The sequence below is a fragment of the Rhizobium sp. P2_G2 genome, from assembly GCF_056403555.1.
Window position 1 is genome coordinate 1 of record NZ_JBFUFF010000018.1, and the last position, 24,760, is coordinate 24,760.

General features: G+C 58.7%; 19 protein-coding genes. 10 read left to right on the forward strand and 9 right to left on the reverse strand.

All coding sequences use genetic code 11. The features are described 5' to 3' along the window. Positions 1 to 477: 477 nt before the first annotated feature. The 5 genes from AC1D06_RS15505 to AC1D06_RS15525 form a co-directional block, all read right to left on the reverse strand. Positions 478 to 987, reverse strand: coding sequence for a PIN domain-containing protein (locus AC1D06_RS15505; RefSeq protein WP_477879733.1), 510 nt, complete (start codon positions 985 to 987; stop codon positions 478 to 480). Continuing rightward, a complete protein-coding gene (locus tag AC1D06_RS15510; protein ID WP_477879731.1) occupies positions 987 to 1,739 on the reverse strand; it encodes a hypothetical protein in 753 nt (250 codons plus the stop codon). Before AC1D06_RS15510 ends, AC1D06_RS15505 begins: the two co-directional genes overlap by 1 nt. Positions 1,740 to 2,295: 556 nt before the next feature. Then, positions 2,296 to 4,737, reverse strand: coding sequence for a calcium-binding protein (locus tag AC1D06_RS15515; RefSeq protein WP_477986899.1), 2,442 nt, complete (start codon positions 4,735 to 4,737; stop codon positions 2,296 to 2,298). 578 nt (positions 4,738 to 5,315) lie between these two features. After that, positions 5,316 to 5,657, reverse strand: a complete 342-nt coding sequence (locus tag AC1D06_RS15520; RefSeq protein ID WP_477986901.1) for an NIPSNAP family protein — start codon at positions 5,655 to 5,657, stop codon at positions 5,316 to 5,318. Between the two features lie 303 nt (positions 5,658 to 5,960). Next, on the reverse strand, positions 5,961 to 6,845 hold the full coding sequence (locus AC1D06_RS15525) for an SGNH/GDSL hydrolase family protein (protein WP_477986903.1): 885 nt from the start codon (positions 6,843 to 6,845) through the stop codon (positions 5,961 to 5,963). A 276-nt stretch (positions 6,846 to 7,121) separates the two neighbouring features. Between AC1D06_RS15525 and AC1D06_RS15530 the strand changes: the two genes are divergently transcribed. The 5 genes from AC1D06_RS15530 (at position 7,122) to AC1D06_RS15550 (ending at position 12,277) form a co-directional block, all read left to right on the forward strand. Continuing rightward, positions 7,122 to 8,414 carry a hypothetical protein gene (locus AC1D06_RS15530; RefSeq protein WP_477986904.1) on the forward strand — a complete coding sequence of 431 codons (1,293 nt, stop codon included), beginning with the start codon at positions 7,122 to 7,124 and terminating at the stop codon, positions 8,412 to 8,414. A 298-nt stretch (positions 8,415 to 8,712) separates the two neighbouring features. Further along, on the forward strand, positions 8,713 to 9,918 hold the full coding sequence (locus AC1D06_RS15535; protein WP_477986905.1) for a calcium-binding protein: 1,206 nt from the start codon (positions 8,713 to 8,715) through the stop codon (positions 9,916 to 9,918). Between the two features lie 296 nt (positions 9,919 to 10,214). After that, the gene (nusG, locus tag AC1D06_RS15540) at positions 10,215 to 10,784 is read left to right on the forward strand and encodes a transcription termination/antitermination protein NusG (protein ID WP_477879720.1); all 570 of its coding nucleotides are present in this window, start codon (positions 10,215 to 10,217) and stop codon (positions 10,782 to 10,784) included. A gap of 78 nt (positions 10,785 to 10,862) precedes the next feature. After that, on the forward strand, positions 10,863 to 11,429 hold the full coding sequence (locus tag AC1D06_RS15545; RefSeq protein ID WP_477879718.1) for a hypothetical protein: 567 nt from the start codon (positions 10,863 to 10,865) through the stop codon (positions 11,427 to 11,429). A 101-nt stretch (positions 11,430 to 11,530) separates the two neighbouring features. After that, positions 11,531 to 12,277 (forward strand): hypothetical protein, encoded by a 747-nt coding sequence (locus AC1D06_RS15550; RefSeq protein WP_477986906.1) that lies wholly within the window; start codon positions 11,531 to 11,533, stop codon positions 12,275 to 12,277. Between the two features lie 246 nt (positions 12,278 to 12,523). On the opposite strand, the gene AC1D06_RS15555 is transcribed toward AC1D06_RS15550, so the two are convergent. Further along, positions 12,524 to 12,847: a type II toxin-antitoxin system HicB family antitoxin gene (locus tag AC1D06_RS15555; RefSeq protein WP_477986907.1), complete on the reverse strand. Its 324-nt coding sequence runs from the start codon at positions 12,845 to 12,847 to the stop codon at positions 12,524 to 12,526. Positions 12,848 to 13,468: 621 nt separating this feature from the next. On the opposite strand from AC1D06_RS15555, the gene AC1D06_RS15560 reads away from it, so the two are divergent. Together AC1D06_RS15560 and AC1D06_RS15565 are read left to right on the forward strand one after the other, a co-directional pair. Then, entirely contained in the window at positions 13,469 to 14,257 is a 789-nt protein-coding gene (locus tag AC1D06_RS15560) for a YdcF family protein (RefSeq protein ID WP_477986908.1), read from the forward strand. Between the two features lie 5 nt (positions 14,258 to 14,262). After that, positions 14,263 to 14,940: a hypothetical protein gene (locus AC1D06_RS15565; protein ID WP_477986910.1), complete on the forward strand. Its 678-nt coding sequence runs from the start codon at positions 14,263 to 14,265 to the stop codon at positions 14,938 to 14,940. A gap of 55 nt (positions 14,941 to 14,995) precedes the next feature. Here the strand turns inward: AC1D06_RS15565 and AC1D06_RS15570 are convergent, their stop codons facing one another. The 3 genes from AC1D06_RS15570 to AC1D06_RS15580 form a co-directional block, all read right to left on the reverse strand. Continuing rightward, complete coding sequence (locus AC1D06_RS15570; protein ID WP_477986911.1) at positions 14,996 to 15,358, reverse strand: hypothetical protein; 363 nt, start codon at positions 15,356 to 15,358, stop codon at positions 14,996 to 14,998. 265 nt (positions 15,359 to 15,623) lie between these two features. Further along, positions 15,624 to 16,121, reverse strand: a complete 498-nt coding sequence (locus AC1D06_RS15575) for a hypothetical protein (RefSeq protein ID WP_477986912.1) — start codon at positions 16,119 to 16,121, stop codon at positions 15,624 to 15,626. Positions 16,122 to 16,452: 331 nt separating this feature from the next. Continuing rightward, positions 16,453 to 16,956: a hypothetical protein gene (locus AC1D06_RS15580; RefSeq protein ID WP_477986913.1), complete on the reverse strand. Its 504-nt coding sequence runs from the start codon at positions 16,954 to 16,956 to the stop codon at positions 16,453 to 16,455. A 426-nt stretch (positions 16,957 to 17,382) separates the two neighbouring features. Between AC1D06_RS15580 and AC1D06_RS15585 the strand changes: the two genes are divergently transcribed. The 3 genes from AC1D06_RS15585 to AC1D06_RS15595 all read left to right on the forward strand — a co-directional run bounded on the left by AC1D06_RS15585 (position 17,383) and on the right by AC1D06_RS15595 (position 24,729). Further along, complete coding sequence (locus tag AC1D06_RS15585) at positions 17,383 to 18,021, forward strand: response regulator transcription factor (RefSeq protein WP_477879703.1); 639 nt, start codon at positions 17,383 to 17,385, stop codon at positions 18,019 to 18,021. A gap of 185 nt (positions 18,022 to 18,206) precedes the next feature. Continuing rightward, a complete protein-coding gene (locus AC1D06_RS15590; RefSeq protein WP_477879701.1) occupies positions 18,207 to 18,452 on the forward strand; it encodes a helix-turn-helix domain-containing protein in 246 nt (81 codons plus the stop codon). 811 nt (positions 18,453 to 19,263) lie between these two features. Beyond that, positions 19,264 to 24,729: a trifunctional serine/threonine-protein kinase/ATP-binding protein/sensor histidine kinase gene (locus AC1D06_RS15595; RefSeq protein WP_477879699.1), complete on the forward strand. Its 5,466-nt coding sequence runs from the start codon at positions 19,264 to 19,266 to the stop codon at positions 24,727 to 24,729. Positions 24,730 to 24,760: the final 31 nt, after the last annotated feature.

Here is a 24,760-nt window from a genome sequence, read left to right on the forward strand (position 1 = left end):
GATTGTATGTGATTGTATGTCCCTCCGCACTTCGCGATCAAGTCTGGGCTGTGACGCTCAGCTGCGGCCGTTGCCGTGAACGGATGCAGGCTGGCGAACGCTGCCACGAGGATTGCTGAAATCTCTGCGCAATGCTTCACGATTGTCCCTCCATGAAAGCACTACCAGAAATGTGCGGCAATATGTTCGAAGTGTGACTTGTCGAACCTGGGGTCTCGCAGAGACATCATCGGTGTGTTTCGGCCCGGCGTTTGACCCCACCATAGGCGTTGAACGTTGACCCCGGCCAAACCGAAGAAATCGCAAACTGAACAGCATTTTGATCTGCACAGACCGGGGGCATTCTTCCGCGCTGCAAGGGGTCAAACTTCAATGCTGAATCACAGAAGGTGCAAGGGATTAAACGCCGAATCCCTCCCCGGCCGGGTCGGCCCATCTTCCAAACGCAATCGGCTCCGGGGATGACTTAACCAGGCGCTATTTGCCAGTGTCCTCGAAGGGAAGCGACGTTTGAGGGTCTTCCGGTGGCAGCGGCAAATCATCCAGGGTTGAAACCTCAATCCCTGCTTTCCGCCCGAGCCTCACCACGTCGCTATCATTCGTATAAATGTGCTCTACCCCTTCAACTTTGGAGACGGCCACGATTTGCCTATCAAACTTCACTTTCGCCCAGTTCGGCGTACCTTCCTTCTTGTCCCCGGCGTCAATCGCTTCACGATGCGCGGCGGCGGCTTCTACCGCAGCCCTTTCGCCAAAAGGGACAACCTTGAAGCGCGAAGATTTGTTGATGATTTCAAGGTACTTCGGAGCTGCATCTCCCGCCCCTATCAGCACCTCGCTTAGCGCCGGGGTTGGGATGATGATTTTCGCCTTCGCCTTTTCCAGGCTTTTCAGCAGATATTCAACCCGAGGATCAGGGCTTTGGCCGGTTTTTATGGTGGGGTCGAGCAAGGCCACGAGGAATGAGGCATCAAAGGAGACGAGCATTAATGCTGGTCTCCCTTATCGCGCCGCAAGTCTAAGATGTTATCCAGGGCATCACGACGTTTGCCCCATGTCGAACCCTCGACACTGCGCAGGCGCTCAACCACGTGCGTAAGCGGGCTGTCGTCCAAAACCTCGAATTCTTCGATATAGAAGTCGAGGAGCTGCCAACTTCCGTCTTCCTCACGCACCCACTTGCCGTCACCGTAAACGCGCAGCGTCGCTCCGAGATAGTGGCTTGCCAGGCGCTTCGAGATTTCCCGGCTCGTTTGGCACGTCACCGTCATTTCCCCATCCTGCAATAGCACAGGGATGGTTTCATCCCTGCCACCGATGCGAATAACGACGCCATCCACGGAGCCCCTTTCTTTGAATGGGCCATAACGCATGGGCTTCGGCCGCGTGCGGCCAGGGAATGGAATGATTTCCGCGCCGCCGGGGTCCGTAAGGACTGCAACCGCGTTGTCTTTCGCAAGCATGGTGTCGATAGCCGCGAAGGCTTTCATAACCTCTTTTGGTGCTGTTCCTTCACGGACTTGCGTAAGCCGCTCCGCCACCTTCGGCATGGCGGGCTCCTCAACCGCCGTTACAAGAACGGCGCTCCCTTCTTCCAAGCGTGAAAAATGCACGCGCTCGGCTTCGCCGAGTAGGCGGGCCAGTTCGCCCATGTACTCAGCCAAGCGCGCCATAGGCAGGCTGTCGACGCTGAAAGCATCGATTCTCAGCCTATATTCTGGTCTATCTGACTGTTTCATGGCCTTAATTTCTACCTGTGTTGCTCAACTCTATCACCGAATACAACGAGCCGCGAGAGGCTCCGGTGTCTTCCTAATTATGGGGTGGCGTGAAAATCACGCCACCGTTCCCGGTCAGATTATTGTAAAAGGCTTACTTTCCGCTCACCAAGGGAATTCCCACAGACCCGCGAGACGGCCTTTCTGGCATGGTCCGCCGGGACAACAAGCCCCGCACGTCATGCGCCTTCGGTAAAGGGCTTGCAGTCCGGGCTTGGCGCCATGCCGTACCGCCTCACGCGGCTCCGTGGGAATGCTTCACCATTAGGGCGCTACCCTGCCAAAACCTCCCAAAACGCATTTGACTCCTCGCGCTTTTGAGGATGTGAAGCGGGCCGAGATGAAATGTGTTTCGGCGTTTGACCCCACCGTAGGCGTTGACCGTCGACCCCGGCCAAACCGAAGAAATCGCAAACTGAACAGCATTTTGATCTGCACAGACCGGGATCGTTCTTCCGCCGCGACAGGGTCAAGCTTCAATGCTGAATCACAGTACGCTCAGCCGCAAAATGCATTTTCAGAAGACGAAGAACTCCGCCTTCAAATCGGCCGTCGTCGTCTGGTGCAGAGTCAGCGAGCTGGTCGACGCACCGTCAGTAAACGTGATCACGGCATTGCCATCCCTCTCGCTGACGTGGTCGCGAATGAAGTCCGCAAAGGATTCAGTGACGTGGAACGCCCGGACATCAATGACGTCGTGGCCGGACATCGAATGATCGAAGTCATTGACTGTGTCGGCGCCGCTGAGCGGCTTCATCACGAATGTGTCCCGGCCCGCGCCGCCTATGAACGTGTCGTTCAGCGCGCCGGTATTGAAGACATCGTTGCCGTCTAGACCGTAAATCTTGAAGGTCCCCTTTGACTGACGGAAGACGTCGTCGCTGGCGGTTCCCAACACTTTGTCGGTCACTTCCTCGACATCGATGACGCCATGGTAGGTGCGCGATGTGCCTCCCTCTTTGTCAGCGAGGTAGAAGCTGAAAGCCTTGAGGTGCGGATTGAATGCATCCTTGTTGGTAACAAATTGCAGCTTATCCAGGTCGGCGACTGTCAGCCATCCGCCGGTCGTGCCCATCGGTTTGCCGTTGTAGTAAAAGGTTCCAAGTTTATGCAGCCGGTTCTTCAGGCCGGGGCTGAAATCGACGCTGATGGTGCCGATATCCCCTTCCACGTCGTGAATGCCAAGCGTCTTGGCGGAAAACGTGAAGGTGCTGTCCTCCCTCATGGCGATCGTGACGCCATGCCCTGTCGGATTGTTGTTGATGTGGACGACCTTGATGAATTCGTTGGCGGTGTCGTCGCTCACTGCCCCGTCCGCCGTCTCCACCTTGTAGCCAAAGTGGGTATAGTGATCGCCATACTCATTCTTCACCGCGGTGAAGGCCAGTTTTCCAAGCTCGGACCAATCGATCTCTTCGCCGACAGTCACCGTCTGGCCGTTGAGGGTCAGCCTTCCACGGTCCGGCAGCGATTCAATGATCAGCTTCGATGCCTGGTCGCCATCAGCGTCGTAATAGGCGAAATCGAACGCTGCGCCGAACGGGCGGGTCATGTTCTCGAAATCCTTGATATAGTTGTCATGCACCACCGGCGCGTTGTTGACGTCCGACAGGTGGAATGTCTTGACGGTCCCATCGGAAAAGAAATAGCGCCAACCGCCGTCTGAAAGGGAATCAATGTTCAAGATGGATACCAAGGACCTGCCATATGGGTCCAGAGGCGGAGCGCCATCCAATACACTTGCCGCATTGCTTGCCGCATTGCCATTGGCGTCGTATACGCGCTGCATAAAGCCGTTCGCATTATAGTCATAGCTATACTGATACCAGCTCAGCAGAAATCCGCCGTTCGCCAGCGGTGTGACTATTCCTGACGTTCCGCCCGCATCACCGAATATATAGACGGAGTGCACTGCGCCTTCAGCTTTTCCCGTGGGGGAAAACAGCTGAAAAAAAATCCCATGGTTCCCGACCGCATAGCTTTGTTCGGTCCAACTGAGAAGCAGTTCTCCATTCGCAAGCTTCGTGATGCTGTCGCCCACAATCGTGTCGCCGCCGACGGTCTCAAAGGGAATGGCAAATTTTAGAAGTGCATTCCCCGAAACATCAAACTCTGCAAATTGATGCGTTGACAAGCTCTGCGGATAGTGTGTGCCCGGTGCGGTGGCCGCGAGCAGGGCGAACCGGGTTCCACCGTCAAAGCTGCTTGACCCAATAACGGACACCGGATTTTTCAGCGCCAATGTTTGAACGCCGCCCTGTGCCACGCCATCCGTGCCGTAGAGCTGGTACTCTATTCTCCTCGGCTTTTGCCAATCGGATGTGTCGAAAGATGACCAAATCAACCCAAATTGAGACGCGGAGAGAGATACAGCACTCGCGCTTGGCGCTGATTCAGGAGAAGCTTCTGAAAACCCGATGTTTTCCGCAACCAGAGATCCACTGCTGTCATATAGATTGAAAAATTCGCCATATATATCGTTAGATTTATTGGCTGGATAACTAACGACGCCTAGTGTTTCTCCGCCTACAAGTTTGTAAACCTTGTCTGTATCGTAAAAATAGCTTTTATTTTCAAACGCGCTGTCGTCTATAATATTCCCATCCAATGAAAAAACATCGAAATAATTAACCGTATGGTTCTCATCGTTAACTGCTTCATAGGTGAATAGGACCTCATTGTCGGCGATCTGATAACCGAGCGGGTAACGCAAAAGAAAGCCGGCATCACCACTTGGAAAGGTTATTTCATATTTTGCGGTCTTGCTGAAATCCGCATCGAATGTGTACATGTAATTCGTGTGATATGCGCCTTCTGCGGTCGCGTCGAAGAACACGAATGATCCGTTGGACAGAGTGACTTCCGCGCCAAAAGAAGCCGCGTTCCCTAAGCTAAGTTCCGTGGAAGACAGCGACATTGCTAAACTCTTGAGACCGGTTGCGGTGATGAAGTCACGCAACTCTGTGATCGTGTAAAAGTCAATTGTCGCCCTATGCGACGTTTAGCCGCTAGTTTTCCCAGGTCAATTCAGACGTGCCATCCGGCGATGGCGCGATGGCCAGGATGCTATTAGACGGCAAGTGGCGGAGCTTCCGGCTCCACGGGAGAGGGCAGGGGCATCACAATGTCGGCCACCGGCCGCCAGACGTCCCGCAAGCCCATCCAACGCCGCTCACGATAATACCTGACCTTGCGAGCCATTAATGGATAGCGGAGTGCGCTGTTGAGAGCAGCAGAGCCTTGTGGCACGGCAGGCGCATGATTTCGGCGGAATCCATCAGGAACGTGCCCGTCTCGCTGGCGCCGTGGTTGCAGTGGCGAAGAGGTCCTCGGCGCGGCGGGACTGTCCGGCAGAGTGACCCAGCACGGTTTTGTGGCCAAGGCTGTGTTTCGGCGTGGCGTTTGACTCCACCACAGGTATTGAACGTTGACCCCCGCCAGGCCGGAGACACGGCAAACTCGACAGCGTTTTACTCTACACAGACCGGGGTCACTCTTCCGCGCCGAAAGGGGTCAAAGTTCTGTGCTTAATTACAATTATTCCGACGGTTTGGAGAAGCCGCGGTAGAAGCGTGTCGGCTGCAGCAGCGAACTGGCGATGTTGGCGACGATCGGCCCATCCGCCTCGCTCTTCGCCTTCGCTTCCTGCCACTCACGATCGGCCACGAACTCGGCCCATTTCTGCTCGCGCTCCGCCAGCGACCGCCATTCGAGCAGGTAGGTCAGATCGTTGCTGGAAGAACCGATCATTGTCGTCCAGAAGCCGAGTGAGCGGATGCCGAGGCGTTCCCAGATTGCCAGCGTCGCGGTCTCGAAACGCTGCTGCAGTACCGGCAGCCTCCCCGGCAGACATGTATAGATGCGCAATTCGTGGATCATCGGATGCTTCCTATGTTGGATCAGGCAAGATCGAGCATATCGTTCAGCGCCGGAAAAAGGCGAGAGACCGCCTGCCAGGGCCGGCCCGCCGCAAGCAAGTGTGTTTCGGCGCGGTTTGACCCCACCATAGACGTCGAACGGTGGAGGTTGGGCGCGAGCGGGTCGGCAGGGTATCTGAAAAAATCCTCTGGCGACAATAAGATGTTCGGGGGACATTCTTCCACGCCGAAAGGGGTCAAACTTCAATGCTGAATCACGACCACAGAGCCTATGTTCCCGTCTACCCCGTGACAAGGTATTTCATCAGAGCTGGCACCAGGACCTGATAATCTCGAGCGCTACTCTCTGCTGCCCCACTTGGGTGAAGTGAAGCCCGTCCTCCATCAACAGGTCATTACAGGATAATGCGTCGAGGCGCTGAAACAAATCGACGACCGGATCGCCGAGGACGCGCATGGCCGCCGCAACGTGCGCGATGTCCTGGTTGCGGAAGCGCACACCGAAGTGGGACAGCGCCCAATGTGCGGACACCTGGCTTTCATTCACCGCAGGTGGCGTGATCCACAAGCACCGCGCTCCCGTCTCGCTTTTGATGCGGGACCGAAGTTCGCCAAGATTTCGAGCCGTCTCGTCGTGATGAACAATCGTCTTGGTGGGTTCCGGACCCTGCGTTCTTGCGTCGTTCATTCCGAGGAAGAACAAGACCCAATCCGGGCCGCCGGCGAGCACTTCACTGATCCGGACCAGCCCGTGGGTGGTCGTATCACCGCTGACGGCACTTGCCACGACAGAGATATTGTCGTCAGGCCGCCGCGCTGAAATCAGTTCCTGCAGAATGACCGCCCAGGACTGGGGGTCCGACGTCCGGCTGTCGCCAACAGCAAAGATTCGAGCATCTTTGCCAAGCGGGAGCCGGTCGATCATGGGTCCGACATCCGGCTCAGCCAGCAGCATTCCTGCCGAGGCTTTCGCGCCGGCAACGAGTTTTGCCAGCTCCGTCGAATAATAGGTTTGGTCGAGCCCAAGCAAGGCGGCGCGGCTTTGCTCGGTGAGCGATGCCGCACCCGGAAGCGACGCCACCGTCCTTTCCGGTTGAAAGACTTTCAGCATCCAGTGCATTTGCTCTTCCGACATGTTCATCAGGGTATCCTTCAGGCTTTGATGAGATGCCGGAAATTTATCGATCATGGGACGGATCGTCAGCTCGCGTTTGGACGCCGGCAAACCGTTGAAACAGAGGCGATGAGAAACATTGCTCAGATTTCTTGAGCTGAGCGTCCCGGATCTTCGGGCGGTGGAACCGGAGACGGATGATCCCGGCGAAATCCCCATCACTCATGTTAAGAAATCAATTGGTAACCACGACCACCACTGATCATGCGTTGTTCTTGTCCTCTTTACTAGCTTTAGTTTAGTTTCAGCCCATATACCCTGGGTAGAAACACAGCAATTTTGGAGATGCAGGTGACGGTCTATTTGCCCGTAATCATATCGGATACGATGTTTGACCAGATCGATATCGATGCATCAGGCACATATCTCTGGAGCGCGGTCCAATCCAGCGGCCTGTTTTCGACGATCACCAACAACGCGACGATCGTGACCGAACAAGGCAAGGGCATCGTCGTCTCCGGCCAATATTCAACCGTCCAGAATATCGGTGAAATCGATGCCGGGAGCTTTGGCGTCAAGCTTGAAAGTGAACACGACCGGCTCTTCAACGCGGGCAACATTACTGGAGCGATCGGCGGCGTAAACCTTGCCGGCAATCGCGAGACGGTGGACAATGTCGGCAACATCACAGCAGACATCGCCATCCGGATTGGGGGCACCGGCTGCGTCGTAAACAACTCCAGCATCATCAGTGCGCCGCACCTGGGTATCCTGTCCACCGGCGATCAAACCACGATCGTGAATTCAGGCAGCATCGGCGCCGATGGCACCGCCGGTTCCGTCGGCACGGCGGCGGTCCTGCGAGGCGATGACGCCATATTCGTCAACAAGGGCACGATCGGGGCTGCCGTGGCTCTCGTCGCTTCCGGACATGATGCAGACATCACCAATGAAGGGTACATCTGGGGCGTTTCGCCGACGGAGGCGCTCTTCAAGCTGAACGGCACCGGCACCACCAACTTCGTCAACAAGGGACAGCTGGACGGCTCCAGGATTATCAGCGGCGGCGCCGGCGACGAGGTGGTCAGCAACCATGGGACAATGAATGGTGACGTCCGCCTTGGCGGCGGCAACGATGTCTTCGACAATCGCGGCGGAACTGTCGGCGTGGTCGATGGCGGCAGGGGCAACGACATCTACTATACTGGCGACCTTCAGACGTTCACCGAAAAGTCCGGTCACGGCGTCGATACGCTCATCAGCATTTCCAATGCATCCTTGGGCGCAAACTTTGAGAACCTGATCCTCACAGGCAGCGACAATGTCGACGCCGGCGGCAACGACGTCTCCAATATGATCACCGGCAATTCAGGCGACAATCGCCTGTACGGCGGCGGCGGAGATGATGTTTTCGTGTTTTCCGCCAAGGGAGGATCCGACACCATCACCGATTTCGAGGATGGCGCGGACCGAATCCACTTCACCGAAGTGCCGGCGGCAGCAACCTATGACGAACTCCGCAGCGTCATGACCGAGGCGGATGGCAATGTCGTGATCGACCTCTCGGGCTATAAATGGGGCTTCAAGGTCACCATCGAGCACACGACCCTCGACCAGATGGATCGTTCGGACTTCATTCTCTGATCGGCGCCAATAGAGAGGCACCTGAAGGCCAGGCCGATCCTGTGCCCGGCCGGGATTTGAGGCGCGTTGCATAGTCCTGGATGCGGAAGACCGGTGGGAGGCTCCACCCGCCGGGCTGTTTCGCGTCCTTTGTTTTGCGCATGTCTTTGTCCCGAAACCGGCGACCGCTTCCGGGAGACATGCGCTCGCGCAAGCTATCGAAACAATTGAAACAAAGATCTCGGCTTGCAAAGATATCCCTGAAACAGTCGCACGCGAAAAAGGGCCTCATCGAAACAGCGGCTATCGAGGCTCTTCCATGACGACCGTGACAATCGGAAACCAGGATGCAACTTACCTCGCCAATCAGGCAGGCACGACCTATGTGCTGGAAGCGGGTACGACGATCGAGACCCAGTCCGGTGACGGCATCCAGGCCAATTCGAATGCCGCCAACAGGACGTTCCTGATCAATGGCGAGATCAACGCGCATGCAGAAGGCATCGAGCTTGGCGATTATATCAATCCGGGTTCTTACGCAGAGGCTGCGCGGTTGGAGATCGGCCAGACGGGGTATTTGCATAGCTCGGGAAACGGCTTGTTCCTTCTGGCCAACAATAGCGCATATAACATCGAGGGGGTCGTCGATGCCAGGTACCACGGGATTTTCATGCAGGGCGACAATAACCGTGTCACCAATTCCGGCCAGATACACGCCGGCGGCGATGCGATAGAGCTTTCCCACGACGGCAACGTCATCAACAATTCCGGCGCAATAACAGGCACGGACAATGGCGTGGTGATCGAGGCGTTCGCGAGCGATACGCGCATCGTCAACAGCGGCTGGATCTCTGGCAGCCGATGGGCGGTTTTCAGCTATTCGGGCACCGACACCCTGATCAATTCAGGCAAGATTTTCGGCTCTGTCTACCTCGGGGAAGGTGGTGATCACTTCGTCAGCAAAGGCGGTTTCGTGACCGGCCTGGTCAACGGCGGTGACGGCGACGACCGCTACATTGTCGTCGGCGGCAAGATCAATCTGGTCGAAGATGCGGGATATGGCAACGACACGGTGAAATCCTCGGTGTCCTGGACGCTTGGCGACAATTTCGAGCAAGCCTTTCTGACCGGCAAGAAGAACATCAATCTCACCGGCAACGATGATGGCTCGACCCTGACCGGCAACGCAGCCAACAACAAGATCGCCGGCATGCTCGGCGATGACGTCATCACCGGCGGGCGCGGCAACGATGTCATGACCGGAGACAACGGCCAGGTGGCGTTCGGCGGATCGGACACCTTCGTCTTCAAGCACCATTCCGGCCACGACGTGATCACCGATTTCCACAATGGCGAGGATGTGTTCGATCTCGCCAATTATGCCGGCCTGGACAGCTTCGCCGACCTCAAAGGCCATATCAAACAGGTGGGCGATAACGTCGTCGTCACGCTCCTCGATGGCGACCATTTCACGCTGCAAGCCACGCACAAAGCCGATCTTGACGCGTCCGACTTTGCCTTCTGATCTCCTCCCCATCGCAGAGCTGGTGAGGCGCTTCCGATGGGGAAAGTCGACGGAATGACCCTTCGCAGCCGCCCGGACAGGAGACAAAATCGCAGGGCTTGTCAAGCACATGCGGGTGGCCCTCTGCTTTTCGAGGGCGTTACGGAATGGTTGCCACAGAGGCAATGACGAACAAGGCGTCCCTTCTTTCCCGCCGACCTTGCCGGCCAGCTGACCCGCCTTGTTAATGTCGGTCCCAGGCCCTATCTCGAGACCACCCTGCCATGGCCTTTTCGCTTCACCCAAGGAGAAGGCCAATGAAGTCATCGCTGAAAGCTGCCGAACGCAACGGACGCCTGCCGTCGCTGGTGCGGGATCTGTCGTGGTATGCACTTTGCGTGCCGCCGCAGAAGGAATTTGCCGCGCAGGAGATTCTCACGCGGCGCGGCATTGCCAGCTTCTGCCCGTTCGAGAGCGTCTGGCGGCAGAAGTCGCGCTATACCAAGGAAAAAATTCTCAGGCACTATCCCGTCATGCCGCGCTATGTGTTTGCAGGTTTCGACGCCGAGCCGTCCTGGTTCCACATCTTTTCCATTCCGCTGATCACCGCCGTCGTCGGCTTCAACAATCAGCCGGCGAAAATCCACGACATGCCCAGATTCGTCTCCCATTTCCGCAACGGCCTGAAACGCTCCGACGCGGAAAAGTTCATGCGCACGCATCGGGAATATGGGGTGGGCGATGTCGCCACCGTCATGCAAGGCGCGCTGACGGGGCGCTCGGTGGTGGTGGAGAGCATTGCGAGCGGGCATGCGTTTTTCAGGATGGAGATGTTTGGCGGGGAAAGGATGCTGAACCTGCCGATCGGGAATCTGGAGGCGGCGTGAGGGGGAATTTGGCGGCGGCGCCGGCTTCGGGCTTGCCTATAGCAGGCAAAAAGGCTTGCGTGCAGACATGAACTCATCATGACTGCAACGCGTCCGGTGTTTGCAACGTCCGTGCCAGGAGAAACGCATTTGTTGCCCCTCGATGATCCACGATGGAAAGACTTGCGGCATGCCTATGGGGATGCCGCCGATATCCCGGATTTGCTGCGAGCGCTCGCTTCGTCCACGGGACCGAAAGCGGGGTACGAGGCGGAGCCTTGGTTCAGCCTTTGGTCGAGCCTATGTCATCAGGAGGACGTGTATACTGCCTCCTACGCCGCCGTGCCTCATGTCGTGCAGATAGCAAGCGAGGCCAAAGGGCCGATCGACTTCTCATTTTTTCTTCTGCCAGCATCGATCGAGATCTCGCGCAAGGCTGGTCGAGGACCAAATATTCCGGACGCATATGCCGACGACTATCATCGCGCGATTGGACGGCTGGTCGATAATGCGAGCCTCCATCGCAATGGGGCTTGGGATCAGTCGATGCTCATGTCGGTTGCAGCGGCGCTCGCTGTTGCAAAAGGCCATATAGATGTGGCTGAGGCGTGGCTCTTACTGGACGATGATTGGATTGCCAGGATCAAGAAGGACGAGCGCGACTGAGCGTCCTGGCTCGGAAGCATATGCTGCGAAGCTCCTGAATTTCGCTACGGAAAGCAATCAGCCGAGCGAGAACATCCGCGTCTTGATCCCAATGGTGCCCCATGCCGAACGAAGAGCTGATCCTCTATATCGTCCCCAGTCTCGTCGCCACTTTGCTCAGTCGCGGGAGAGCCAAGGGAAGCGCGCTAACGGAGCAAGAGGTCTTCGAGATCCGCGACAATTGCCAGGCAATCGCAGTCCCGCGGGCTATTGCCCGGTCGATGGACGACAATCGTGGCTATCGGGATATCGATCCGGAAAATTGCTGGGCCGAGTGGCTGCGCGCCCGGGAGGAACTGGAGTTGCCGAACACGGTACAGGAACAGGAGGAGCTACAGAAAGCGCGCAAGCAACTGGCCGAGAGGGATGGAGCCAAAATGGCCGAGCCTCTGGCACAGTATCTGGGCAAGCCGGCATCGGATCTGCTCGCTTCCCCGCCCTTCAATGCATGGAGGTTCGAGAGACGGGATCACGACGACGAGCTGGACAGTGGACCAAGTTATAAATCTGTGGAGCACGGGTTGGAGTTGAATTGTGCCGGCGATGGCACCATCGATACCATTTTTCTGAAGGTGAACCACGACAATCAGGCGATCACCAACATCCGGTTTTCTTCAAGCCGCAGCGAGGTGTCGACATTTTTCGGTGCCCCATCGCAAAGCGGCGCCGCTTACAAGCATGCCATCCTGGGCGAATATGGTCCCTGGGATCGGTTTGACGGGGCTATCTGTACTTTGCACGTCGAATATGAGCCTCACATCGACCAGATCAAGATGCTGACGTTCATGCGGCCCCATGTCGCGCCGTAAGCAGGGCCGAAATCCGTTTGACGCCGTGTTGGCGGTTGGCTCGGCAGGTCGATGAAATTCGGTTTTGGTGTCGGCGGATCCCGACGACATGCTCGACGCGATCACCAGGGACCGCGCGGCCTTCCGGCGCCTCTACGACGAAAAGTTCTCCCGCCCGCCGCACGTGCTGCGGCTCTCCCCGACGCTGGTGATGAAGACGGTGCTGCAAAGGCCGGGGGTCTTCCCGACCTCGTGCTTTAACATGCTCTACGCCAATTTGGCCGACACAAGCCGGTTGAGGCTCACGCCTTGCTCTGCCGCCTGAATGGCAAGATTGCGGTGTTGTTCTGGCGGGATACGCACCTGAAACTTGCCGCTATATTCCTTCTCCGCAAGGGGAGTGGGAACATGCTCACCGTTGGCGGTCATGTCTTCGACCACCTGCTTAACCAGCTTGGTCAAACCTTTCAGCGCGGTGGCTTGGTTGGCTGCCAGAAAGGACAGGCTGGGGAACTCTGCGCACAAGGCAACGAATTCTCCATCCTCTTCCGACCACGTAATGCGATAGGTGTAGTGTTGATGGTCAACCATTGTCATGGCCTTCTAGTTTTCTGATTGCTGCCAATACCTGCTTGACTTGGTAGGCTTTTGCCTTGCCGCTCTTGCCTTTTTGGATGTTCACACGGGGATCGCCCAGCCAAGGCGTCTTGTAAATGTGGTGGCTCGTTCCCTTCTGGCGAGGAGCGCCAAAAAAGTGCTCGCACACCGCTGCCAGGCTGGAAAAACGGACGTCCTGCGGCGCGTTTTTCCATTTCTTGAAGGGTTTTATCGATTTGCCTCACGGGTGCAATATAGTATCAATAATAATACTATCGCAAGCCTTTTTAGAAAATTATTCTCGACGGCCGTGACCTTCCGAGTCACATCGCATCCACCGTGATTGCGCGATTAGCGTCCGAAGACGTATGGCGAGATCGTTAGGCAGGCATGGGCACGGTTTCTGTCCTGAAAGTCCCGCGCTCCAAGAACTCCGTGTCCTGATCGCGAATTTACCGCTCCTTTATAACCACTGTGCCATCATCTCCTGGCGCTGCACACGCCATGCAGTCGCTCGTGCACCTGCCGGAAAAGTCGATCACCACCCAGGCGGTCGCGCCAGATCGACGCGTTCACACAGCGCTTATCCAAATGTGACAACAAACGGGATCGGCAATGTTTTTCATCGCCTCGAAGTTTATCGAAGCTGCGCTGTTGCCCTCCAATATCATCGCACTCCTGGCCGCACTTGGCCTGCTGGCTGCGCTGTTGCGGCGGCGGCGGACGGGTGCCTGGCTGCTGGTGATCTCGGCGATTCTGCTGTTTGTGTGCGGCTGGGCGCCGCTCGGGCCGGCCGCGACGATGGTTTTGGAAGATCGTTTTCCCATTCCGGCGCTGCCGGCCAAGGTCGACGGCATCATCATGCTGAGCGGCGCCGTCGATACGAATGTCACTGCGGATCGCAACAGCGTGGCCTTGACCGAGGGCGCCGAACGGCTGTTTGCGCTCGCAGCCCTGGCGCGGCGCTATCCTCAGGCGCGCCTCATCCTGTCGGGCGGGGGGCGTGAGCTCTTGCTCGGCAAAACGCTCAGTGAATCCGAAGATGCGCGCCAGGTGCTCGTCGATATCGGGGTTGCACCCGCGCGGATCGAGATGGAGGAGCGCTCGCAGACCACGTCGGAAAACGCCGTGGAAAGCTTTGCCGTCGCCAAGCCGAAACCCGGCGAAACATGGCTTCTGATCACCTCCGCCCACCACATGCCGCGCGCTGTCGCGTCCTTCCGGGCCGCCGATTTTCCGGTGCTCCCCTATCCCGTGGATTTTCGCACGCGTTTGGCCGACCTCCGCCGGCCCGTCAACTCGATCGCCGACGGCTTGGAATTGACCGACCTTGCAGCCCATGAATGGATAGGATTGCTGACCTATCGGCTGGCCGGCAAAACCAATCAGCTTCTGCCGGATTGAGTATCGTGACTGGAGGCTCGCCCAGCAATATCTTCGTTTTCCTGGGCTTTGACGCCGTTACGAAAACGGTGTGTGCCGAGTGGCGTGTCCACATCGACGATCTCGAGCAGCTGCGATCGCTCCTGGCGCCGGCGAGCGATGGCGATCGTGACCTGGACGGCGGATATGACGAATTGTCAAAGCGCGACATGCGGCGGATCGGCAGGCTTTGTGTCCCGCCAATCGTGCCGCATGCGATCTTCAGCGGGATCAGCCGACCCTTCCACCCATTCGATGCCGTGCCCTATCTGATCCACACCAACTTCGAGCTTCCTCTGATGTTGGAAGGGCGCAAGCCTCTGGCGGTTTTTGGACACGGCTATCCGTCCGCATGGTTCGATGATTTCCTTGCGCCATTCGATCCTTTCGTGGCGTCGGGCCAATTCGTGCGCCGGATCATTGACACCCCGATGCCGGACTTGAAGCAACGCCGTCCAGACCTCGACGGAATAAGGAATGTGTTCTTCGCACTGCCGGAAGAGGAATGGCGCATTGACGCCTATATCGAAAAGATCAGCAACAGGACGGGCGCCTGGGACGACGATCTCGAACGCCTTCAGGGTTCACTGCTGGGTTATGAGGACTGGCAGAATGATTGGTGGATCGAAGAGCGCGTGAGACGCAGGAGGACGGCGGGGGGATAGCGGCCAACCCGGATTTATCACGAAAGTCTTGAATTCTGCCACGCTTGGCAACTGTTCAGTCCGTCCAACCCGGTGGGGGAAATGTGGGGGACGTCTTCAGGTCGAAGTTCGTCAGCAGCCATCCCGCTCCGCCCTTCATGAAGGTATATCTCAGGAACAGGAAGTCCTCGATCGGCTTCTCCTGATGAGGAAAGTGCAGGTAGTCGACGACGACACGGACGGATTGTCCATATGTCTTGTCCAGAACCCTGTCCTCGAAGTCGGCCTTCCCATGTGCGGTCACGGCTTTGAAAATGTTCTTCAGTTTTTGATAGGGATCTTGCGGCGATTGCACCGGAGCGAAATCTTTCGCAAGCGCAGCCCCGGCGTCGTCAGGTTTGGCGTCCGCCAGGAGTTTGGATACCACCGTGCCGACCATGGGAGGATCGACGACCGGAGCCACGCTTTCGGCCGCGGAGGCCTGACTAACATTCAACAGCGCTAGAAGTGCAATAGAGTAACATGCTTTGTTCATCGGGTTTTCCTGTGGCCACTGCTGAGGCGCTAGCATAGGTAGCACAGCGGAAAATTGTCTACAGATAAATCTGGCGGATTGCGTGCCGTGAGCGCCGGCTATTTGAGCCTGCGGACGAAAGCTGTCGCAATGCGTGTTTGGTTGTCCCGAAAGTCAGGCATGCTTCCAATCAATCGAACCCCTTGAAAAACACATAATTGACCGCACCGCCAGAAACCATCCAGTCGCTGGCTTTGCTGATGCGTGGGTCTTTCAGCCGCAATGTCGAATGCCAATCGAAGACATATTCACCATCGTCGGTGGTTCGCACCCACGTCGCCTCGTGCTCGACGCCCCAATGGACCCGATGGATGCCGGAGCAGCTGGCGACGCCGGAGATCTGTTGTGCCCGCATGGCCTTGTGAATGGCCTTGATCGTGACCGCGGCGATGCCAAGGCATATGCGTTCGTCAAACACGGGATCGCCCGGCCCGAGGCCGCGCATGATCATGGCGAAATTCCGCACGCCGCCCGCCAAGCCGCCGAACTCCAGGACGAGCGAGGCCCCGGGCGACGTCCAGTCGGCGAGCGTTTCGAGCGTCGGATTGGGAACGATGGCTTTCTGGCAGGCGGTGTCGGCGGCGACCGCCGCGACGATCTGGTCTGCGGTATTCTTGCTCAACGTCATTTCGACATCCTTTCAGAAACCGGCACTCCCTAAATGTACACCGGTTTGGGGAAAAAATATCGCCGAATTCGTGGGTTTTGATGGGCCATGCCGTCGCAGGCGGCCACGACGTCGTTTTTCGGCGGCTAGGCGAAACGCCGTGATTGCGGGGGCAAATGCGCTGCGGCGGCAATTTTGAATGTCGAAACAGATCGTCTCGGGATCAATGGTCCTGTCGCGCGCCATGCGGCAATTCACCTTGCGCCGGCGCTTGCTGTTCGCGGGGAGGGTGGCACACCGGCCGAAGCCGACATTTACGACCGGCTTCAAGCCTCGAATCTGCGCCCCGGACTTAGAAGCCGTGCACCGCGATGATGATTGCGAAAGCGATGACGACCAGAATGCCGACAAAGGTCATGGCGCTGACGATGAGGGCGGCCGCGATCGGATGGATGTTGCGCCATGCAAGCGTTGCCGCAGCGATTGCGAGGAGCGGCGATATGACGAAGATGGCCGGGGTCGCTTTGTCGGCGCCGTGAAAGTCGAGGCCGTGCTCGACGACGTATGGCACCGTCGAAAGCCAGCCCAGCAGCACGCTGCCGGCGACTGCAAGGGTCGTGCCGCGAAGATCGCGCCTGGTGGCCAGCACGAAAGCGATGACGGCGGCAACGCACTGGAGCCCGCCCATCGTGGCCGCTATCCATCCACCGAGCCCGGAGGCCTGGTTCGGCACCCCGATGAACATATAGGCCACGGACGACAGACCCGAATAGACCTGCAGCGCCGCCGTGAGAACCAGCAGAGGCCATGCTGCCTTTGCCGCCAGGGATTTGTTCTGCTGCTCTTCGCCCACCATGTTCCGCTCTCTGAAACCCGGACCAGCGCGGCTATGCACCGGCTGGTCCAAGGTTGCCTGTGAAAAACTGCTTCGGGTACGGAAATGTCCGCCTGGAAGAGGCATTTTGCAATCCCGCCACCCAAACGGCAAGTCTGGGCCAAATGCGAGCAGACAGGCGTCGTCACGCTCTCGTTTGCATCCGGTGGGCAGCGGAACGATGCAAGGCGATATTCACATTGATCAAAGTGCGTTAACACTTGCCGCCGATTCGATTCCGGCGCATTCTGGAGTTGGAGGAAGGGTCGTGCCGAACATTGAACGGGCTTGGATGAGGGTATTCTTGTTGCCAGATGGGCGAAGCTTCGCTTGTGAGATTTCCCGCGAGCCTCCGGTCGGTGGCCACACAGGCCTCTGTCGACGTCGTGCCTGTGCAGGACCAGGCCTATGAGCGAGGAGCCACCCATCATCATCGTTATTGATGATGATCCTGCGGTTCGCGAGGCGCTTGGCAGCCTGCTGCGATCCGTCGGCTTTAACGTAAAACTGCTTGCTTCGCTTGACGAATTCCCGATGCCAAGACGCCCGGCCGGCGCATGCTGCCTTGTGCTCGATGTTCGGTTTCCGGGGCGAAGCGGACTTGATTTCCAGCGTGAATTGTCGGCGGCGAATATTCAGCTCCCGATCATCTTCATCACCGGACATGGCGACATTCCAATGTCCGTCCAGGCGATGAAAGGCGGCGCGATCGAGTTCCTGCCGAAGCCGTTTCGGGATCAGGACCTGCTCGACGCCATTAACGTCGGCCTGGCGCGTGATCGCGCATGGCTCGAGAACGAAAAGGCACAGGCGTCCCTGCGTACTCGTTTCGAGAACCTGACGCCGCGAGAGCGTGAAGTGATGGCTCTGGTGGTGAGCGGGCGACTTAACAAACAAATCGCCTTCGAGTTGGGCGTGAGCGAGATCACTGTGAAGGTCCATCGCGGCCAGATCATGCAAAAGATGTCCGCTGCGTCCCTGCCTGAACTCGCTCTCATGGCGGATAAGCTCAAACTTGTCCCGCGAAAGCCGCAAACGCAGTCGTAAGTTTTTGCGGCGCGTATAGGTCACCCCTTCCTTTTTGATAATGCATCTTTCCCTGTGGCCAATAGCCCTGCAGGCGAACCCCTTCTATACTTGGGCTTCCTCCTCCCAAGGCGGTTTCGTTCCGATCGGCCCACCTGAGCCTCCCCCCTCGGGGGGGAGGTCCCTGCAAGCGATAGGGAAAAGCAATGAGTCAGAGCGGACTTAGGCAGACTGCTGATATCGAGGGCCTCCTCCTCACACGGATGGAACTGGTCGGCCTGACACTGGCGGCCAATGGCTACTGTGCTCAACACATCGCTGCGCGAATCGGCGTCAACGAAAGAGAGATCGAAACATTGCTCTTCTGCGCCGAGCGGAAGCTGCGTGCGAAGAACAGGCTACATGCGGTCGCCATCGCTGTCAGCCAGGGCTTGGTCGGAATCGGGGTATAGGGGTTTCCTCGTAGGGCCGATTCCGGTCCGGGTGCTGCAGGCGCTTTGTGGCGTTGACGTTGAGGTCGCTCCCGGCCATGACGTCGCGACTGTTCGATGGCGGCGGACCGTCTGCGGCACCCAACAAGACAAAGGCCCTCCGGCGCATCGCGCTCGGAGGGCTTGATTTTGTGAACATGTGGGACATGAGAGCATGTCGCACCTTTCGTCAGGATCGCGTGACTTTCGGACAAGACGGCCGCACATGGCCAATACACTTGGCAAGTATTCGACGGCCCCAGCGTTGCCGGCTCCTGGTTCAAAAAGTCAGAGAATGCGAGCCAGCATGGTTGGTCCGTGTGCATGTCATTGCCGGGCGGCAAGTTCGCGATTGTCACGGTGTCATTATACGAAGGTATCGCAATAGGAACCCAGCGTATGATTTTCTTTCATCTGTTCTGTGGTTAGTCTCTACTCCTTGCCACAGCGATGGCAAGGTAGCGGTTCTACCCCTACGCTACCGACAAGGCTTCGGCCCCCACGGCTATTCGAAGCTCCGCGGGTCCCGTATCCGCCTTGCCGTCCAGCCCTCGCCGGGCGGTCTTCTGTCAGCAGAAATACGCCCAAGAACCAGGTACTGCGGCCGCGCTGGGACGCTCGGCCGGGGTGTGGTAGAAGATCGGGGGAGCGGTTGAGGCTTATCGAACGCGCGTTCGCCACGTTTGATCGGACGGAACTCCGAAACAACGACGGCAGCTCCGCTGAGACAAGCGTGTAACTGGGCGGGCAAGTCAGATTTTCTTCTTTATTGAGTGTTGGTGGAGATATTAGCTTGGAGGTTCTTTGGCAGGATGGTGATCGCGTCCTCCACCGTGAACGGCGCCGCGGCGCCGACGGCAAATGGAGCCCGGCACTGGTCGTGCTTCCGGCCCAGGACCACCCCTCGCCTTCGAGCCTCGAGCGCCTCGACCATGAATATGGCCTGAAGAACGAGCTGGATAGCGCATGGGCGGTGCGGCCGTTGGAATTGGTGCGCGAGGGCGGCCGGACGATGCTGGTGCTTGAAGATCCGGGCGGCGAACCGCTGGCCCGGCATCTCGGACCCCCTATGGAAACGGGGCATTTTTTGCGTGTCGCGATCGGCATCGCTGCTGCCCTCGGCAAGACCCACCAGCGTGGCCTGATTCACAAGGACGTCAAGCCGGCCAACATCCTGGTAAAGGGCGCGAGCGACGTGCGGCTCACCGGCTTCGGCATAGCGTCGCGCCTCTCGCGCGAACGGCAGGCGCCCGAGCCGCCCGAAGTGATCGCCGGAACGCTGGCCTACATGGCCCCGGAGCAGACCGGGCGCATGAACCGCTCGATCGATTCCCGCAGCGATCTTTATGCACTGGGCGCAACCCTCTATGAAATGCTGACTGGGAACCTGCCCTTCAGCGCGGCCGACCCGATGGAACTGGTCCACTGCCACATCGCACGGCAGCCGATGCCGCCGCACGAGCGGGCGGCAGGCGTTTCACCGGCGGTCTCGGCGATCGTCATGAAGCTGCTCGCCAAGACGGCCGAGGACCGATACCAGACGGCCGGCGGCGTCGAGCGCGATCTTGGCCGGAGTCTCAGTCAATGGGAGGAGGAGCGCCGCATCGACGCATTCCCGCTCGGCCAACACGACAGTCCGGACCGCTTATTGATTCCCGAGACGCTCTACGGGCGGGAGCGCGAGGTTGAAACCCTGGTGACGTCCTTCGACCGTGTGGTGTCGGGCGGGGCGCCGGAGCTGGTGCTGGTCTCCGGCTATTCCGGCATCGGCAAGTCGACGGTGGTCAATGAGCTCCACAAGGTCCTAGTGCCGCCGCGCGGGCTGTTCTCGTCCGGCAAGTTCGACCAGTACAAGCGCGATATCCCTTATGCGACGCTAGCCCAGGCCCTCCAGGGTCTGCTCAAGGGGCTCCTGGCCAAGAGCGAGGCCGACCTGGCACCATGGCGCGAGGCGTTGAGCGAGACGCTCGGCCCCAACGGACAGCTCATGGTGGACCTGGTCCCGGAGCTGAAGCTCATCATCGGCGACCAGCCGCCAGTCGCTGAACTCTCGCCACAGGACGGGCAACGGCGGTTTCAGCTGGTATTTCGGCAGTTCATCAGCGTCTTTACACGGCCCGAACATCCACTGGCGCTGTTCCTCGACGATCTCCAATGGCTCGACACGGCGACGCTCGACCTGCTCGAGGATCTGATGACCCGTTCGGATGTCCAGCACCTCATGCTGATCGGTGCCTACCGCGACAACGAAGTCACCGCCGCCCATCCGCTCAGGCGCAGGCTCGACACGATCAGGGCAGCAGGCGGCAAGGTCGCGGAGATCAAGCTTGCCCCGCTCGGCCCAGAGCATCTCCGGGCGTTGGTCGCGGATGCGCTCCACTGCGAGCCCGAGCGCGCCACGCCGCTGGCGCAACTGATGCACGGCAAGACCGGCGGCAATCCCTTCTTCGCCATTCAGTTCATGTCTTCGCTCGCCGAAGACGGATTGCTGACCTTCGATCATCACGCGGCATGCTGGTCGTGGGATCTCGGTCGCATTCACGCAAAGGGATACACCGACAACGTCGTTGACCTGATGGTCCGCAAGCTCACACGCCTGCCGTTCGAAACCAGGCAGGCGCTGCAGCAGTTCGCCGGTCTCGGAAACATTGCGGATTACACCCTGCTTTCGCTCGTTCTCGATATCCCCCAGAACCGGATTCATGGCGCTCTTTGGCCTGCCGTCTCTCATGGACTGCTTGAGCGTCCGGTCGGCGCCTACCGGTTCGTCCACGACCGAGTCCAGGAAGCGGCCTATTCGTTGATCCCTGAGGAGAAGCGGGGCGAATTGCATCTTCGCATCGGTCGACTGCTTGCGGCGAATACGGCGCCGGAGCTGATTGACGATCACGTCTTCGACATTGTCAGCCAGCTCAATCGCGGCGCCGCCCTGATTGCCTCATCTGACGAACGTAAGCAGCTGGCCGAATTCAATCTGCTCGCGGGCAAGCGCGCAAAAGCCTCGACGGCCTACGCCTCGGCGCTCAACTATTTTGTGGCCGGCACGAAAATGCTGCCGGAAGACGGCTGGCAGCGCCATCACCAGCTGGCCTTCGCACTCGAGTTGAACCGGGCCGAATGCGAGTTCCTCATTGGTGCGCTGGCGGATGCGGAAAAGCGGTTGGCTGAGCTTTCCCATCGCGCGGTCTGCATCGACGACCAGGCTACCGTCGCCTGCCTGCGCATCGATCTCTATGCTGCGCTCGGCCAGACCAGCCGCTCTGGCGCCGTCGGTCTCGACTATCTGAGGCAGCATCTCGGCCTCGACTGGTCGCCCCATCCGCGCGACGAGGAGGTGCAACGGGAATACGACCGGATCTGGTCGCAGCTCGGCAGCCGCACGATCGAAGAGCTCATCGATCTGCCATTGAGAAGCGATGCTACCCTGGACATCCTCACCCGGCTCATTGGCGCGGTGTGGCATACCGACGGGAATCTGGCATGCATGGCAATCTGCCTGGCCGTGAATCTGAGCCTCGAGCGCGGCAACGGCGACGGGTCCTGCTACAATTATGTGTCGCTTGGCTATGTTGCGGGGCCGCGTTTCGGCGACTATGAGGCCGGATTCCGCTTCGGTCAGCTTGGCTGCCAACTGGTCGAAAAGCACGACCTGAAGCGCTTCCACGCCAGGATTTTGAAAGACTTCGGAGCCCATGTCATACCATGGACGCGACATATTCGAACCGGCCGCGACATGTTGCGGCGCGCGCTTGAAATTGCCAACCAGAGCGGCGATCTCGCCTTTGCCGGATATAGCTATGCCAGCTTGAATTCAAACCTGCTGGCGGCGGGAGATCCGCTTGTCGACGTGCAGCGCCAGGCGGAGACAGGCCTCGCATTTGCGCGGAATGTGCGGTTCCAGTTCGTCATGGATCTCGTCAGCGCGCAGCTCGGCCTCGTGCGGACGCTGCGCGGGTTGACCCGGACGTTCGGCTCCTTCGACGACGACGAATTTGAAGAGCTTGCGATGGAACGCCGCCTTTCGGAGGATCCGAACTTGATTCTGGCGGAGGGCGCCTACTGCGTCAGAAAACTCCAGGCACGGTTCTTCGCTGGTGACTATGAGGCGGCCGTCGAAGCGTCATTGCGGGCGCAGCGGCTGCCATGGACATCGGTGGCGCATTTCGAGGAAACGCCGGAGCACCATTTCTTCGGCGCCCTGGCGCGCGCCGCGTGCTGCGAGAAGGCCACGGCTGACCAGCGGGAGCGGCATATCGAGGCTCTCGCCGCCCACCACCGGCAGCTTCTGATCTATGCGGAGAATTGTCCTGATAACTTCGAGAACCGTGCCGCGCTGGTCGGCGCCGAGATAGCGCGCATTGAAGGCCGCGAAATCGACGCCGCGCGGCTTTACGAACAGGCTATCCGCTCGGCGCGCGCCAACGGCTTCATCCATCATGAAGCCCTCGCCTATGAACTCGCCGCCCGCTCTTATGCGCAGAGAGGCTTCGAAGACTTCAGCCGGCTCTATCTCGGCAACGCGCGCAATTGCTATCTGCGCTGGGGTGCTGACGGCAAGGCCCGGCAACTCGAGGAACTCTATCCCCATCTGCGAGCCGAAGAGCATGCTCCAGCGACAAAGAGCACGATCGGAGCACCTGTGGAGCAACTCGACCTCGCGACCGTGATAAGGATTTCCGAAGCCGTATCGGGCGAGATCGTACTCGAAAAACTGATCGACACGCTGATGCGCACCGCGCTCGAACATGCCGGCGCGGGGCGGGGTGTGCTGCTCGTTCCAAACAATGGGGAACTCAGGTTCGAGGCGGTGGCCGAGACCACCGCCAGGGATTTCACCATGCGTCTGCGCCCTCCTGCCGGAAGCATCCCTGTGCCCGAGGCGATCGTCAATTTCGTCGCGCGGACAAGTGAAGTCGTTATCCTGGACGACGCCTGCACCGAGAATATCTGGTTCGATGATTATATACGCGACTTCAGGCCCCGGTCGGTGCTCGGCCTGCCACTCGTCAAGCAGGGCAGGCTGATCGCGCTGCTTTATCTCGAGAACAATCTGGCGCCGCGCGTCTTCACCCCGGCCCGGATCGCGGTGCTGAAGCTGCTTGCCTCGCAAGCCGCCACTGCGCTGGAGAACACCCGGCTCTACGAAGATCTCGCCGGACGCGAAGCCAGAATTCGCCGCCTCGTCGATGCCAACATTATCGGGATCTTTATCTTTCGTCTCGACGGCCAGATTCTGGACGCCAACGACGCGTTCCTCCGCATGATCGGCTACGATCGCCAGGATCTCGTCTCGGGCCGTATCCGCTGGACCGATCTGACCCCAGCGGAATGGCTTGACCGGGACGTGAGGCTATGGGTGCCTGAGCTCAAGGAGACCGGCATCCTGCCGGCCTTCGAGAAAGAATTTATTCACAAGGACGGCAGCCGCGTGCCCGTGCTGATCGGCGGAGCGAGCTTCGAAGGCAACGAGGACGAGGGTGTCATCTTCGTGCTTGATTTGACCGAGCGCAAACGGGCTGAGGAGGCGTTGCAAAAGGCGCAGTCGGAGCTGGCGCATGTCACGCGCGTGACGACGATTGGGGCATTGACTTCGTCGGTCGCCCACGAAGTCAACCAGCCTCTGGCAGCCATCGTCACCAACGCCGATGCGGCTCTGCACTGGCTCGCCGGTAAGACGCCCGACCTCGACGAGGCACGCGCGGCGCTGGCACGCATCGTGCGGGATGGACACCGGGCCGGCGAGGTGATCGGCAAAGTGCGTGCGCTTCTCAAGAAAACGCCCGCTATCATGGGTCGTGTGGATCTGAATGGGCTGGTCAAAGATTCGACCACTCTTCTCCAAGGCGAGTTGCGCCGCGATCAGATCATCTTGAAGACCGAGCTGGCAGACGATCTGCCATTGGTGATTGGCGACCATGTGCAGTTGCAGCAGGTGATCCTCAACCTGATGATGAATGGCATCGACGCCATGGCTGATGTGACAGACCGACCGCGCGAACTGACGGTTTTGACCCGGCTTGAAGGATCCGAGGCGGTGTTCGCTGTCCGGGACGTCGGCATCGGCCTGGACTTGCAGGCCGCGGAAAAGGCGTTCGAGCCATTTTACACCACGAAAGCCGAGGGTCTCGGAATGGGCCTGGCCATCTGCCGGTCAATTATCGAGTCACACAGCGGTCGGCTTTGGGCCGGCATGAACGGGCCGCACGGAGCTGTATTTCAATTCACAGTGCCACTGCATGTCTGGATTCCAGCCATTTGAAGCACGCCGTCAGTATGAGTGCCACGCAAAA